Below are 14,493 nucleotides of genomic sequence, written 5' to 3' on the forward strand. Positions count from 1 at the left end.
GAAACCAAAGTTCTTGTAACTTGGTTTCACATGGTTCTTTCATTTTAATTAGTTTTGCACGTGCCAATCGTTATGGACGTTTTCCCCAACGATTTATAGGGAATAAAATGAAAAATAATAACACAATATATGAGGTGTCAATTGGAAATACTATCAGACAAAGAACTTCTTGAAGCTTATGATAAAGCCGTTAAGTTCGATTTAGATCGTGAGTTTATTAGGTTGCTGGAAGAAGAAATCAAACGCCGCAATTTATGATATTACGGCGTTTTTTATTAAGTAATTATAGATTATTTCCTGTTTCACTCCATAATACTATCTTAGCTTTCTAATTAACTACGTAATAATCGAAATGTTAAACAAAATTTACGATCTTCTTCTTTGGTACATCTTTTTCTGTTGCTTCATTTGTTTCTGCTGCGCCTTTAATTTTTCAAATTCCTCATAATTCAACTCATCCAATATCCGATCGATTGCTTTTCCTTTGAAAAATTGCTCAAATAACGTTTGGGAACTGTAGACATTCATTTGTTTCCCTCCGAACGTGTCATTGTAAAAAACAGGTCCTTGATCTGTTGCCACTTCTACAGCTGCTAAAAAAGCACTCGCGTTCTTTCCGGACAAAATATCTTCTGCCACACAATCACTCAACACGAAAGTCTGATAACGAGGGTGTGCCAAATCCTTCAATAATTCTAGGTCCATTCCTTTCTGTACTCGCAGCAACTCTTGCGCGGACACCTGTTCTCCTCGTAAAACGGCTACATCATATGCTCGTTTCACTCGTACATAATCGGGCACAACTACTAATTGCTCTTTCTTATATTTCTTCGGTGGCTCACTTGGAAAATTGGTCAATCGTTCTTTTGTAAAAGCTTCTCCGTAGTAATCCATTGCCGTCATCAACCACTCACGCTCAACTAACGATTTATCCGATAAATCTAAACTTGGCATCCGCAAATGAATGCGCTCGTCATAATAAGACCCAAATAAACGCAATGCCAGTTGCAGTCTTTTGATTTCCTTCAGCATATTTTCAAAGTTCTCTTTTTCAGCGGGAGATAAACGATCCATAGATGCCTTCTGTTGAAGCGATACTCCCTGCTGTTGCATAAAAATTGCCGCACGCGTTTGCACAGCTTGTAAACGCTCCTGCGCTTCTATTACAGTCGTGATCGGTTGTTTTAAAATCGACTGGATTTGCTCCACCACTTCTTCCTCGCGCGCCTGCAACAATGTTTCCTTAATTTCCAACTCATTTAAAGTTCGATCCAGACGAGCCGTTTCATTGATTAGCGCTCGCTTCTCATAAGACGTCCACTGACTCGTTTCTAGCGTTGGATAATACTTCACAGTCAATCGGTCTGCCTCGCGATTGAAAACCTCCTCAGCACGCTGGAAAGCCTCCTCTTGCGCCTGATATCCTTTATAACTTGACTCATTGAATAACCCGAGATCTACTTGGACCTGTAGCTTCACATCCCATAAATAGAGCATCCTTCTTTTATCAGCCAATGACTCCGGCTTCACATACATTTTCAACACTTTCGACAGCTCACCGAGTTCCTTTTTTTCCATTGGCGATAGTGCCTGTAAAATCATCTGATGATTTTCTAGATTCGTCAGTTTCTCATCCACCTCTCGCAGAGAAACCACTTTTTCATTACGCGCTTTCACTTGCCGATTGATTTCCACACGATCTGAAGAACGCCCCTCCTGTTCCATTTTACGGGCAACGTAACCTTCATGAATCATCGGCTCTTGTTCCAAGCCTAACTCTGCATGTGACTTCTCTGTAATTTCAACAGCCACACCGGCAAGTGCCAAATGCTGATTCGCATAGAGTGCCCATGCCTGACGCCACTCCTGTATTTTCTCTCTTTTATTCCAGTCATTCATATCAATCTTCCGAGACTTCTTTGCGCCACTCGCTGTATATAATGATTCTCCATCTTCATCTAAAATATATTCTTTTTTCGACTTGGCTCCCCAGCTGCCATCTTTTAAAAATGAACGCATCGTTAACATGACATGCGCATGAGGATTCTTAGCATCATCACGATGAATCGCAATATCTGCTACCATCCCTTCATCAACAAACATTTCTTGTACAAAGTGCTTTAATAACTCTTTTTGCTGTTGATTCGATAATTCAATAGGAAGTACTACTGTAAACTCACGAGCTAGTTGCGCGTTCTTTGTCTTTTCAATATTTTCAACTTCATTCCATAAACGTTCCCGATCCACACACCAATCTGGCATAAGTTGGAACTTAAACTCAATCGTCTACAATACACTAAAAACAAACAGCAACACACCACCTTGTTAATTCAAAAAGGAAAGCTTCTTAATCATTATCTTGATACATATCATTTATCCATTGAAGAAACAGAAGAAATGCTCAAGTTATTTAGCCAATTCATCATTAATAAACGTCCAGAACGCTTCAATAAAACTACTTAACGAAGGTAGAAATTTCTACTTTTGATAGGTAGTTTTTTCAATTGAATCTTTCAAAAAAACCCAAAGGTCCTCGCCAGCAAGCTGGACTGTGGAACGCCTCCCGCTGTGTGCTCTGCTCCCCTTCAGAACCCCTTCTAATAATCCATCTACCGATAATATTAGCATTCCATCTACTACCCTTAGAAATACGTAATTAGAAATATGTAGGGCAGACTGGAGTATTAATTTATCCTGAGCTATCGAGCGAGGAGAGTGCAGGGCTATACTTGTCGGGTAGTACTTTTAAGAGGCTTAGTTTTTGGATGAGTTTCTGATAGCCTGCAATTGGCTCAAGTGCAGTTACATGTGCTTCGATGATTTGATGTACATAAGTTGTGTACGTATCCGTTTGCGCTCTTAAAAGATCGAGGGTATAGGTAATGAACAGCTGCACGGTTGTCCAACCGGTTTTACTAGCACGTCCTTTTCCAGTGACAGTTTTGATTAGTTTTGTAGAACTATTCAGCAACACATTCAATGTACTTTGAGGGATACCGATTGCTTCGCACATCTCTTTTTGAGTAAGCCAAATAAACGGCTCTGTCGTCTGTTTCTGAGCCGTTATGTATTCAATGATGTCATCCTCCCATTCGTCATAATGACTGCGCTGACGATCTTCTCTTGCCTTCTTGAACTTATACCAGCATCTATGTCCGAGTGATACCTTGTAAGACGCACCATTTTTTACGTGAAGGGCCAATAATGCCTCTACATATTCTTTACTCGGTCCATGGTATTTCCCTGAATATGCCGACTGCAGGATTGTATGTAAATCAGATGCATTCAGAGGGGCTTCCAGGCGCGCGTTAAACTCGTCTAAAAAGTTTTCTGTCCGCTCCATATTCCACCCTTCGCTATAACCGATTAACGCAAGGGTGAACAACGTATTGTTGCGTCCCGGCTTTCCTTTATCTCCGTTAATATTCACGGTATGGACAAGCGCATCGAACCAATCACTTTCTAAAACACTGCTAGCCAATCGTTTCGTTGCCAGGACAAATAATGGGCGATCTTTGTTGTCGTCCTGACGCATCGACCAATCAATGAGGGATCCAACAGCATACACATTATCAAGCCCCGCATAAACGATATTTGTCGCATTTGGTAGACGGAAGAACCCAAAGTCATTGCAAAAAACATCTGCCTCTACTGCTTGCAGACTTTGCTTTAAATTATCACTAATACGCTTGGCCACTTTCAAGCCGCGGAAATTATTTTTAGGCGAAATAAAGAACGGCTGCTGCAAAGCAAAATACAACTGATAGCCACGTGTTGATTCGACGATAAGAGTCGGTAATCCAATAGAGTTGTCCATACACGTTAAGAGCAGTTCATTTACGGTGTACTTCTTCGTGTCAATATCCACGACAAATGTATTGATTTGCTGTAAATTCCGTTCTTCAAATCCATGGATATACCGGCGATTTTCATCTGTATAGCCAAATGTGCGGTAAACGTTTGGCGTGAAGTGCGTCAATGCCTGAGCATCTTCCAGTAAGGTTTCTTTGGACGTGACGATATAGCCACGCACTCCGTTTGCTGTGAAGTGAGCTTTGTCACGCACGACAAAGACTGCGCCTTTTCTATGTACTCGATCTTGCTTTTCTACAGTAACACGAGTCGGTAAACTCGCCTTGGACTGTTTTGTTTTAAAAGTCGTGATGCCCTCATGAAGTAACACATTATATATTTGAGCCAGCTCTTCCTCTGACTTTTTCTCTGAGAATGCACAAATAGCCATGGACAAATACTTCCCCTCTATCGGTGAGCGTCCATAGCTATCTCGTTAAAAGGCGCACTTAAAAAAGCACTTACTCATAATTTCAATGCAAGTGTATTGAAATAAAGGTCTGCCATTGCTATAATCAACATAATCTAAAATTAGCTTATGGCGTGTTACCAGCACACCATGAAGTGATTATAGCAATATTTTAACGACGATAAGTCAGTTACCAGCTAACTTATGGACGCTCTTTTATTCAATTTGGATAAGACGTCTTGGACGCTCACTTATTTAGTTGTTAAAAACATCTGAGTCATTCCTTGTCCGGCCAAAGACAAATAGGAATGGCTTTTTATTTTGTCTACTGCTTGATTACTACTTACTTAAACACATACAAATAGACTTGTAAACTCATAAATAATCCATATTAGACAGCAGCTTTGTCGAATTTTATTGTTTTCTACTTTTGTGAGGAAGTTGGATTTAGGTAGAAATTGCAAACTTCCACTTTTCCACCTTTGCGAAGTAGAAGTGACTTTTTAATTGATAAAAATGTAAAAAAAAAAGCCCAATACACGCTCGTATTAGAGTTTTCATGACATTCAATGAAATGAGTATATATTTCAAAAGTAGAAATTTCTACTTTATTTAAGTAGATGGGTTTCTTACAGAAGTGGAAAAGTGGAAATTTCTACTTCCGTGAGGAAGTTGGCGTTATATTACATTTTTGTTACAAAGGAAAACTGAGGAATGATAGTAAGCCCGAATTATAAAAAACGCACTTGTTTAGACGCACAAATAGCCGTCTATGACGATTTTTCAAATCGAATAGGCGGCTTATTTTATGGTGTGCTACACGTGGCTTGGATTTTCTAAATACTGATCTAAAGTTTTAGGATGTTGATGGATATCCAGATTTGGCAGATCTGTAAGCAGCTTCTTTAGATATTCATAGAAGTCGATACCATTACTCTTTGCCGTCTCTGCGAGACTTAAACAAATAGCGTTTGCGTTTGCCCTTGCGCCGGCTTCGCTAACGGAATGCATCCAGTTTTTTCGACCGATCACATTAGGACGGATGGCATTTTCAGCAGGATTGTTGTCGATTTCGATTCGGCCGTCATCCCTTCATCCAAGACGTTATTCCAACAGGAGTAGACGCCTGCATTCTAGACAAAAGAGCATATTTCACTTTTAATCATTTTTATCGTTCATTACCGTGTTAAAGGTATTTCGTTGTTTTTTCAGTAATTTATTTCGGTTTTTAATGACTTTTCAAGGTTTGCATCAACAAATTTCTGAATAAACCTGTCTTTCTCTATGTGATTTTCTTCTGATTTGCGGAACCATCTTTTAATAAGCCGTTTCTCTTCTGGCTCCAGTTGCCATAAAGCTTCAGCTTCTTTCCTAAGTTTGATTTTAAGCCTATGGACAGTCAGAAATTCAGTGGTGTACTGGCTTCTTTTGACTTCCTTTAGGGCATGATTCTCTTCTGACACTGTCGCTAGCTGCTGTTGAAATCCTACCATCATTTCTTTCATTAAAATCACTGCATTATTGACGTCTTGAACGTTACGAATAAGGTCGTCTTGTTGTTCTAAGTAACGTTGCACCTCGTCCATTCCCATCGTTTCATCGGTTTTAACCAACGATACGGAAACGGACGGTGGTTCATTCAACATATCATTAGGAGTCCCATGACCAGCGACCACAACGTTGGCAGCTGCGATCCGGCTCATCTTGGCCACCTCAATCAAATGTTTCATCTGTGAAAGTGCATGTAAGTCATCACTTGTGAAGTCTCTATTCTTCCCATCGTTACGCTGAAAGACAAATCCCCGCTTCTCCAATTCAAGACAGTACTTACGTATAGTAACGGTCTCTAACCCCAATCTGCTAGCTATTTCACTGGTTTTCATGCTTGCTTCGATAACGTTGTCCATAACATCACCCCAATGACTTATTCAACGTTAGAGAGAGAAAAACCTTCCTGGATACACCTGATTTACATTTAAAATGTGTAGATACTTGGAATGTTAAAATCACTAGAAAAACACGGACCTTTATACCTTTTAAAGCTCGTTTCCCCTCTATGTTAAGACATCTTTTAATTCCTTGATGCTACTGTATTAGCCTATCGGCGTTATAATTTTTCAGTTATGACACTTAAAAAAAGTTCTGCTGAATTGCCATGCGACAATAGGGCAAGGAGAATCATCGTCAGTATCGCACCCGGAAGAAGTTCACTTTGAACTTGGTTTGTTGCGTCCTGACCGCCGCAATCGTCGTATCTGATATCATCGACAAATTATCCCTAAACATCGCGCCAATAATGACCGTTGCCATGGCGAGTGCTACAGAGATGCCCGTTTGGTCGGCAATTCCTACCCCAATCGGAGCCAACACGACAATCGTGTCCATTGACGTTCCCATCGAAATCGAAATGAAACCGCCGATGACAAACAAGCCGACAATAAGCAAATTTGTGGGCAACAATGACAAACCCAGATTGACCGTTGATTCAACGGCCCCCATCCCTTTTGCCACGCCCGCAAAGACACCCGCCAAAAGAAAAATAACAGCCATTAAAATGATATTCGGATGCCCCGCATGCTTCATAAAAATATCGATCTTTTTACTGAACGTCTCTCGCCGATTCATTACGAGCGCCACAGCAGCCCCTATAAGCATCACCACGTTCAAAGGCATATTGGAAAAGTCTTTCGTCATAATCCTTGAACCAATAAACAGGACAACAAATACAACAAACAGCAAAAAAGGCAAAAAACCCCTTTTTCTCAATTTTCCATTCGACATATACATTCCTCAACTTCATCGTATTCACTATTACAAGCAACCCGGTATAACAGGAAAATCAGCTTTTCATTCGAGTTAACTACTCGTTTGAAAGCTGATTTTGATTGTATTCTTTTATGTGCAGATGAATGATACTTTTGTCGAATCAACTGATCCGCCGCCTTATTCAATTCTTCCACCGCATCGATAATACGATCCGTCGCCACTTCCGTCTCTTGAATACCGCTTAATAATTGAGTCATATCCGCTGTTGCCCCATTCACATACTTGATCCCTTGAAGGTAGGGTAGGTGTTATGCATGAATATGTAACTGTTTGATTTCTTCAATCATCATTGGGATAACCTCAAATAGATCGCCCACAATGCCGTAGTCTGCCACTTTGAAGATGTTTGCTTCCGGATCCTTATTGATAGCAACGATTATTTTCGAGTTGGATATCCCCGCTATATGCTGGATTGCTCCCGAAATTCCTGTTGCGATGTATAAATCCGGCGTAACGACTTTACCTGTTTGCCCAATCTGCAAGGAGTAATCACAGTAATCCGCGTCACATGCACCACGGGATGCGCCGACTGCACCACCGAGAAGATTTGCCAACTCTTGCAACGGCTTGAATCCGTCTGCACTTTTCACACCCCGACCGCCCGCGATAACCACTTTTGCTTCTGAAAGATCGACACCCTCTCCCATTTGCGCACCACTTCTTTGATGACCGTACGGAGATTAGTAATATCGATCGACAAGGAAGTAATGTCGCCAGTACGACTGCCGTCTTTTTCAAGTGAAGCGATGTTGTTTGGACGGATGGTGAAGAACGGCATGCCATCCTTATTCTTCACTTTCTCGAACGCTTTTCCTGAAAATATAGCGCGGATGAAAAGCGCATTATCTTCTTCTCCTTCAATCGCTGTCACGTCGGAGATCAAACCGGTTGAGAGTTTACTAGCGATTTTCGGCGACAAATCTTTCCCGAGCGCCGTATGGCCGAAAACGATCGCTTCTGGTTTTTCCTGTTCTTACACCGCCATGAATCCTTGACTATAACCATCCGATGTGTAATGTTTCAAATGTGGGTGTTCCACCGTTACAACACGGTCCGCCCCATAATGAATCAATTCTTCCGTTACCGAAGTGACGGTCTTGACACTCGGCGAAGAGGAAGCGGAAAAGCAACTGCGCACAGCACTCGCGATGGGTGCGGACAAAGCCGGTCGCCTTCCAGTACGCGACCTGCCGCTTTTTGTGGCGTCAAGTATACTTTCAACGTTTCCGTTTTTGCTGCCCGCTATAATTGTAAGCCCTTTCTAAAATCGCCGTACTTTCCCCACAAATGCAAAAGGGTTCAGTGTGCCGCCATGACCACCTGCACCGTTGCAGACGAGGATGAGCCCATCCACTCCCGCTTTTGCTGCTTTTCGGGCATACTTGGTGGAGATAACATCCGACAGGAACAACACCTCCGTACTCATGGACGATATCAACCACCGTCTGCGGATTGCCAAGTGAAGTAATGACAATCGGAGGCTCGTATTTTCGAATCGCCTAGCCGGCTGTTCGTCTTATGTACAATAAAATTGACTCCCCATGGCGAAATGATGTCCGACGGATTGTGTTTCACTGGATCTAACGCTTCACGAATCGTCTGAAACCAATTTCCCAGTGCTTCGGGACTCCGTGCATTCAACAGGGGGGATGTTCCGATGATCCCCGCTTTGCATGCTTCGATGACAGATTGTGGGCTCGAGACAAGGAACATTGGTGCCATGATGACCGGTATGGTTGTCTTCCCGATTATCTTCTTTTCCCTCCCATCCAATATGTCCAACCCCCTTCCTTCTATTACTGGATGCGAATTGTAAACTTGGCTTCCACTTTCACTTCTCCCGCTTCATTGGCTGCAGTTGCTACACAATGCAACCAGTCGCCTATATCGTTCGTAACACAACCATTGACAATAATCTTTTCGCCAGGCCTTGTCATCGCCTTGAAACGAGCAGTGAAATTTTCCAATTGGTCCGTTGGGAACCATCCGTCAATCGCCTGGCCGACAAATCCCATAATCATCATTCCATGTGCGATGACGTCGCCCAACCCCGCCTCTTGCGCAAAAGGGACGACTGTATGGATCGGGTTGAAATCCCCTGACGCACCTGCATACCGGACGATCTGTGTATGAGTGATCTCTTCTTTCTGCAACGTTTCTAAATGCCTGCTCATCGTCAAACCAATCGCCTCCTAATGTCTTTCAATAATTGTTGAGCGGCTTATAAGCACCAATTCCCCGTGCTGATTTATAAATTTCTTTGTCAACACGATAAAATTCATCTTTGCTTTCGTAAAAACTTTTTCGACCTCCGAATGAACGACGATTTCATCCCCTACTCTTATCACGCCAAAATAATCGTAACTTTGCTCCCCGTGCAGCACTTTGGGCAAGTTCAAGCCGAGAACTTTTGAAATGGAAATTTGCCCGCCCCAAAATTCAACGACAGTCGAAAAAGTCGGCGGCAAAGCATCACCATTTAAGTAACTTTCACTGTTATAGCCTAGAGCGATAGCGAATTCCTTTATCTTTCCTTTTTCAATCGTAAAAGTGAATGTATCAAACTTCGTATTTTTGATTTGTTCTAAACGCTGATCAGCATAGACCAAGCAAGTTCCCTCCTTTTCCCGTGTAAAGTATCAATGATAGACGGGTTTTCGTTTTTCGAAAAACGCTTGCACCCCTTCTTCGAAGTCGTCGGATTCGAAACAGATGCTTTGTGACTGCTTTTCAGCTTCGAACGTCTTTTCCAATTCTTCCAACGTACCTGAGGTTGCCATTTGTTTAATAAGCCCCATCGACAATGCTGGATTTTCCGCCATTTGCCTCGCAACACGCAATGTTTCCTCGAAAAGCTCTTCATCTTCAACTACACGATTGACAACGCCGAGCTTCTGCATTTCATCTGCATGCACTTTCTCCCCTAGAAGCATCAGCTCCATCGCTTTATGCCGACCAATTAGTTTCGGGAGGAAATGTAGCGCCCCTAAATCGGGAACAACGGCGATTTTAATAAAGCTTTGTACGAAGAACGCTGATTTCGCTGCGAAAATCATATCGCACGCAAGTGCTAAGCTAAAGCCGGCGCCTGCAGCTGCACCGTGGACTGCTGCGATGATCGGTTTTTGTAGACGAAGCATAATTTGAATCAGTTCTTGGCTTTTTTCCATTCTATTTTGAATCTCATTAGAGTCTAATTGTTGAAGAGTTTTTAAATCGCCGCCAGCAGAAAATACGCTTCCTTTGCCTGTCATAACAATTGACCGAATCGAATGGTCGTCACCTACCATTCGGAAGAAGTCCTTCAATTCTTCTCGCATCTCCTCGGCAAGCGCATTACGCAATTTAGGTTTGTTCAATGAAACAATACAGACCGCTCCATCCATCTGGATGTCGATTGAATGATACTGTTCATACTGCATTGGGCCATCCCCCCATCATGATTTCTTGTACATCGTCACAACGACCGCACCGCCAAGACCAAGGTTGTGTTGCAAAGCTACATGCGCATTATCCACTTGTCTTTTCCCGGTCACTCCTCGAAGCTGCCAGACTAATTCAGTACATTGCGCCAAACCGGTCGCTCCAATTGGATGGCCTTTGGACATCAAACCACCTGAAGGATTGACAACGTACTTTCCACCGTACGTATTGTCACCGTCATTGATGAACTTTTCGGCTCCGCCCTCTTCGCAAAGGCCAAGCCCTTCATAGGTGATCACTTCGTTCGGGGTGAAGCAGTCATGCAGTTCGATGACATCAATATCTTCTACGCCGATACCAGCCTGTTCGAATACTTGGCTCGCGGCCCTTTTCGTCATGTCCGCTCCTACCAAATTCATGGCACCCGTTGTAAACGTCAACTCGTTATCTGTAGCCATCGCCTGGGCGATAATTTCGACAGCATCATCATGCCCATGCTTTTTCGCAAAATCCTCGCTGCAGATAATTGCAGCCGCGGCACCGCAAGATGGTGGGCATGCACAGAATCTTGTCAGATAGGGAGGGAAAACCATTGGTGAATTCTGCACTTCTTCGATGGTCAAAGGCTTGTCGAACATGGAGTAAGGATTATGAATGGCGTGACTACGTGTCTTCACCGCCACTTTAGAGAAGATATCCGGGTTCGCCCCGTATTTTTCGATATATTCCATTCCGCCAGATCCGAACATTCTAGCTGCGCGTGGAGATTCTAAAGAATAATTGGGCATCAATTCTTCTAATCGATCGACAAATGCCTTCATCGGCGTTGTTCGATCTCCGTACACTGTCGAAAGCGCTCCAGGCTTCATCTCTTCGAAACCGAATGCGAGCGCACATTCAACAATACCGTTTTCGATTGCCTGACGAGCCAGAAATAGTGCAGTGGAGCCGGATGAACAATTATTATTGACATTAAAAACAGGTATCCCGCTTACCCCGACTTTATACAAGGCCGCTTGTCCAGAAGTGCTGTCACCATAAACATAACTGGCATAGGCATGTTCTATTTCTTTAAACTCAATTCCCGCGTCTTCAATTGCGCCTTTAATCGCTTTGGATGCCATCACTTCATATGGATCCTGCATACCAGGCTTTACAAACTTCACCATATCAACGCCGATCACTTTAACTTTTCTTTTCATGCACGTATCCTCCTTTTATGAATATAGACTTTTTTACTTATATCATTATTCCTTAATTCCAAAGATTACTATTACTATATCGTTTGCTCTACACTTCTTACTATGTATGAAGCCTACAAAGAAGCTAGTTTTTATTGTCAACTCCACATATACTCAATATATAGCAATAAAAAAGCCTAAACAGTAACATTCAGTTACCATTTAAGCTAGTTTCATTTCATTAATTCATCTTCCATCAGTTGCATTTTCAATATTTTACCGACTGCTGTTTTAGGAAGAGATTCTCTGAATTCGAAAGTTTTCGGCACTTTATACGTTGCAAGCCTTTTTTTGCAAAAGGATATGATTTCTTCTTCAGTCATCTTTTGGCCTTCTTTCAGCACAATAACACATTTAACCGTTTCTCCACGATACGAATCTGTTACGCCAAACACACACGCTTCAAATACGGCAGGATGTTCATATACTACATTTTCCACCTCTATCGGATAAATATTATAGCCGCTTGCAATGATCAAATCCTTTTTTCTTCCAACAATGTAGAAATAGCCATCATCATCCATAACTGCAATGTCGCCCGTTGCCATCCAGCCGTCGATCAATACTTGTGCGGTTTCATCTGGATTGTTCCAGTACCCCTTCATCACTTGCGGTCCTTTGATCAGAAGTTCCCCTTCTTCGCCAACGGGAACTTCCACATTTCGATCTTCCAGCTCGACGACTTTGCAATCGACGCCTGGAACTGGAATCCCGATACTGCCCGTCTTTTTTTGCGATAGTGGATTGCGATGCGTGACAAGGACTTCCGACATTCCATATCCCTCCATAATTTGCGCACCAGAACGTTCTTCAAATTCTTTGATCACTTCCAACGGTAACGGCGCTGTTCCGCATGTACATATTTTCAAACTTCTTAAATCATCATCCTCAATTTCCTCACTGTTCAGCAAAGCAATATAAATGGTAGGCGCGCCGATAAAAATAGTGGGAGCATATTTGAACAGCAATTCTTTCACTTTCGGGATATTGAAACGTCTCACAATAATATACGTGCCACCCAATGCGATCGTAATATTAAGATAGCCAATCCCCATCACATGAGCCATTGGTGTATTGCCAAGTGTAATCTCTTCTTTTTGCTTTAAAAAGTAGAATACACGATTTTGAATGATATACCCCACAATGTTATAATGCGTAAGCATGACACCTTTTGCATTACCGGTTGTACCGCCTGTGTATTGAATGATGGCGACGTCCTCCATCGGATTGATTGGTACATTCGGCAATTGGATGCTTGCTGTCTCCTCATCACGAAAGCAGATACGTTGAAATAAATCCCTCTCCGCGTCAAAAACATTTTTTTCAATATCTGTCCACAATTCGATTGCATTCAATTTAGGGACTTGAGCGTCATCACATACAATCCATTTTGCCTCACTATCATTCAAAATATGGGAAAGTTCGCTCGACTGGTAGAGCGTATTTACTTGGATTTGCGTGCAACCAATCCGTTGAAGTGCAAAATAGCACACGACGAATTCTGCACTATTCGGTAACATAACCGCGACGTGATCTCCTTTTTTCATCCCTCGCTTATAAAAATATTTTGCAAGACGCTCCGTTGCTACCCGCAATTCAGAATAGGTCATCATAAGCTCTTCATCAATGATGGCAATCGATGATGGGGACTGTTTAACTGCTTCTTCGAAGGTATCGTAAATAGACACATCAGTTGGAATTTCTATGTCATAAGGAACCCCTTCTGGATAAAAATCATGCCACTTTCTTCTCATTTTCCAAGCCCCTTTCCACTACCATTTCAAGTATTCTGGTCTAGCAATATGTTTCTGAATAAACGCATCAACAAACTGCGTACAAACTTCACCCTCCTGTAGTAACAGTTGTAAATGCTTATAGATCCCGATGACTTCATTCTTTAAACGTAAAATCGAGCCTTCTCGTTGTTCTTTCCGATAAAATACGTCTTGTTCAATCAATTGATCCGGGGAGACCCCCTTACGGATACAATAGGAAATTTTCTCATGCCGCTTTTCAATGATATTCAAAAAACCGACGACTTTTTCGTTGTACTCCTTTTTGGAAACAATTCCTTTATGATGACCCGTTATAAAATATTTGGCGTCAAGGTTCCCAACTTTTTTTGCAGATTTGATGAAATCATCTATTTCGGCTTCCAATTCATTGTAAAATGGACCAAAGGATGTCAAGTCGAAATCCCCTACATAGACAATGCCGTATTTTTCAATATAAGGAACTGTATATCCTTCTGAATGGCCCGGTGCGTGGATAAAATGTACATCGATACCCGCAATTTCAATCGGCTTATCCATCGGATATATACAATCCGCCTGAATTGTACGTTTTCCGATGGAAATGCCTCCAAAATGCCTGTTTTTCTGTTGCTTCAACCAAATTTGAAGTGACTTCTCGTCTTGAAATGCTAGCATTCCGTCCGCATGCGAAATGGCGTAAATATCCGATGCTTTTTCAAAATCAAACGGATTGATATGCACATTAGCTTGCGGAAAAAACGGGACGCCCCACACGTGATCGATGTGATGATGGGTCAAGTAAATATCTCGCACGAAATAGTTTTTTTCAATATACGTCAAACTATCGAAACCGGCTCCGCATTCCAATAATGCGGTATCTTGATTGTTCGTCAGCAGCAATGTCGTACAAAAAGGCACTTTACTTGAATTGTCTCCAAAAATTTCAATTGGTCCGATTTTTTCATACATCTCATCACCACCCTTCCCC

The 14,493-nt window shown here is 42.1% G+C and carries 14 protein-coding genes and 3 pseudogenes; 2 read left to right on the forward strand and 15 right to left on the reverse strand.

The window, feature by feature from the left end:
- Nucleotides 1–141: 141 nt before the first annotated feature.
- Nucleotides 142–258, forward strand: coding sequence for a sporulation histidine kinase inhibitor Sda (gene sda / locus SporoP37_RS16505; protein WP_099662775.1), 117 nt, complete (start codon nt 142–144; stop codon nt 256–258).
- Nucleotides 259–366: 108 nt separating this feature from the next.
- On the opposite strand, the gene SporoP37_RS16510 is transcribed toward sda, so the two are convergent.
- The 7 genes and pseudogenes from SporoP37_RS16510 to SporoP37_RS16540 form a co-directional block, all read right to left on the reverse strand.
- On the reverse strand, nt 367–2,262 hold the full coding sequence (locus SporoP37_RS16510) for a MobA/MobL family protein (RefSeq protein ID WP_085431870.1): 1,896 nt from the start codon (nt 2,260–2,262) through the stop codon (nt 367–369).
- Nucleotides 2,263–2,689: 427 nt separating this feature from the next.
- Nucleotides 2,690–4,243 carry a primase C-terminal domain-containing protein gene (locus SporoP37_RS16515; RefSeq protein ID WP_085431871.1) on the reverse strand — a complete coding sequence of 518 codons (1,554 nt, stop codon included), beginning with the start codon at nt 4,241–4,243 and terminating at the stop codon, nt 2,690–2,692.
- An 834-nt stretch (nt 4,244–5,077) separates the two neighbouring features.
- Nucleotides 5,078–5,350: pseudogene (locus SporoP37_RS16520) on the reverse strand (IS66 family transposase); the annotation flags it as partial.
- A 119-nt stretch (nt 5,351–5,469) separates the two neighbouring features.
- The gene (locus tag SporoP37_RS16525; protein ID WP_198160084.1) at nt 5,470–6,144 is read right to left on the reverse strand and encodes a MerR family transcriptional regulator; all 675 of its coding nucleotides are present in this window, start codon (nt 6,142–6,144) and stop codon (nt 5,470–5,472) included.
- A gap of 301 nt (nt 6,145–6,445) precedes the next feature.
- The gene (locus SporoP37_RS16530; protein ID WP_335698245.1) at nt 6,446–7,027 is read right to left on the reverse strand and encodes a Na+/H+ antiporter NhaC family protein; all 582 of its coding nucleotides are present in this window, start codon (nt 7,025–7,027) and stop codon (nt 6,446–6,448) included.
- The gene (locus tag SporoP37_RS16535) at nt 7,024–7,305 is read right to left on the reverse strand and encodes a hypothetical protein (RefSeq protein ID WP_085431874.1); all 282 of its coding nucleotides are present in this window, start codon (nt 7,303–7,305) and stop codon (nt 7,024–7,026) included. Before SporoP37_RS16535 ends, SporoP37_RS16530 begins: the two co-directional genes overlap by 4 nt.
- Before the next feature lie 30 nt (nt 7,306–7,335).
- Nucleotides 7,336–8,174, reverse strand: a pseudogene (locus SporoP37_RS16540) (electron transfer flavoprotein subunit alpha/FixB family protein); the annotation flags it as partial.
- Here SporoP37_RS16540 and SporoP37_RS17500 point away from each other — a divergent pair.
- Nucleotides 8,173–8,257, forward strand: a pseudogene (locus SporoP37_RS17500) (electron transfer flavoprotein subunit beta); the annotation flags it as partial. The pseudogenes SporoP37_RS16540 and SporoP37_RS17500 overlap by 2 nt on opposite strands.
- A 91-nt stretch (nt 8,258–8,348) precedes the next feature.
- Here the strand turns inward: SporoP37_RS17500 and SporoP37_RS17710 are convergent.
- From SporoP37_RS17710 to SporoP37_RS16575, 8 genes are all read right to left on the reverse strand, one after another.
- Nucleotides 8,349–8,513, reverse strand: a complete 165-nt coding sequence (locus SporoP37_RS17710) for a hypothetical protein (RefSeq protein WP_157118669.1) — start codon at nt 8,511–8,513, stop codon at nt 8,349–8,351.
- 8 nt (nt 8,514–8,521) lie between these two features.
- Complete coding sequence (locus tag SporoP37_RS17715) at nt 8,522–8,860, reverse strand: nitronate monooxygenase family protein (protein WP_085431875.1); 339 nt, start codon at nt 8,858–8,860, stop codon at nt 8,522–8,524.
- A 23-nt stretch (nt 8,861–8,883) separates the two neighbouring features.
- Entirely contained in the window at nt 8,884–9,261 is a 378-nt protein-coding gene (locus SporoP37_RS16550) for a MaoC/PaaZ C-terminal domain-containing protein (protein WP_198160085.1), read from the reverse strand.
- 18 nt (nt 9,262–9,279) lie between these two features.
- On the reverse strand, nt 9,280–9,696 hold the full coding sequence (locus SporoP37_RS16555) for an FAS1-like dehydratase domain-containing protein (protein WP_085431877.1): 417 nt from the start codon (nt 9,694–9,696) through the stop codon (nt 9,280–9,282).
- Between the two features lie 30 nt (nt 9,697–9,726).
- Nucleotides 9,727–10,509, reverse strand: coding sequence for an enoyl-CoA hydratase/isomerase family protein (locus SporoP37_RS16560; RefSeq protein WP_085431878.1), 783 nt, complete (start codon nt 10,507–10,509; stop codon nt 9,727–9,729).
- Between the two features lie 15 nt (nt 10,510–10,524).
- Nucleotides 10,525–11,712 (reverse strand): lipid-transfer protein, encoded by a 1,188-nt coding sequence (locus tag SporoP37_RS16565; protein ID WP_085431879.1) that lies wholly within the window; start codon nt 11,710–11,712, stop codon nt 10,525–10,527.
- 212 nt (nt 11,713–11,924) lie between these two features.
- Nucleotides 11,925–13,505: a long-chain-fatty-acid--CoA ligase gene (locus SporoP37_RS16570; RefSeq protein ID WP_085431880.1), complete on the reverse strand. Its 1,581-nt coding sequence runs from the start codon at nt 13,503–13,505 to the stop codon at nt 11,925–11,927.
- 18 nt (nt 13,506–13,523) lie between these two features.
- On the reverse strand, nt 13,524–14,474 hold the full coding sequence (locus tag SporoP37_RS16575; protein WP_085431881.1) for an MBL fold metallo-hydrolase: 951 nt from the start codon (nt 14,472–14,474) through the stop codon (nt 13,524–13,526).
- Nucleotides 14,475–14,493: the final 19 nt, after the last annotated feature.

This window comes from Sporosarcina sp. P37, assembly GCF_002109365.1.
GTDB lineage: Bacteria > Bacillota > Bacilli > Bacillales_A > Planococcaceae > Sporosarcina.

What these genes read in the sequence shown, in the direction of transcription:
- SporoP37_RS16510 (WP_085431870.1), bottom strand. Translation starts at nt 2,262, where the DNA reads ATGCCAGATTGGTGTGTGGATCGGGAACGTTTATGGAATGAAGTTGAA.
- SporoP37_RS16515 (WP_085431871.1), bottom strand. Translation starts at nt 4,243, where the DNA reads ATGGCTATTTGTGCATTCTCAGAGAAAAAGTCAGAGGAAGAGCTGGCT.
- SporoP37_RS16525 (WP_198160084.1), bottom strand. Translation starts at nt 6,144, where the DNA reads ATGAAAACCAGTGAAATAGCTAGCAGATTGGGGTTAGAGACCGTTACT.
- SporoP37_RS17710 (WP_157118669.1), bottom strand. Translation starts at nt 8,513, where the DNA reads ATGAGTACGGAGGTGTTGTTCCTGTCGGATGTTATCTCCACCAAGTAT.
- SporoP37_RS16550 (WP_198160085.1), bottom strand. Translation starts at nt 9,261, where the DNA reads ATGAGCAGGCATTTAGAAACGTTGCAGAAAGAAGAGATCACTCATACA.
- SporoP37_RS16560 (WP_085431878.1), bottom strand. Translation starts at nt 10,509, where the DNA reads ATGCAGTATGAACAGTATCATTCAATCGACATCCAGATGGATGGAGCG.
- SporoP37_RS16565 (WP_085431879.1), bottom strand. Translation starts at nt 11,712, where the DNA reads ATGAAAAGAAAAGTTAAAGTGATCGGCGTTGATATGGTGAAGTTTGTA.
- SporoP37_RS16570 (WP_085431880.1), bottom strand. Translation starts at nt 13,505, where the DNA reads ATGAGAAGAAAGTGGCATGATTTTTATCCAGAAGGGGTTCCTTATGAC.
- SporoP37_RS16575 (WP_085431881.1), bottom strand. Translation starts at nt 14,474, where the DNA reads ATGTATGAAAAAATCGGACCAATTGAAATTTTTGGAGACAATTCAAGT.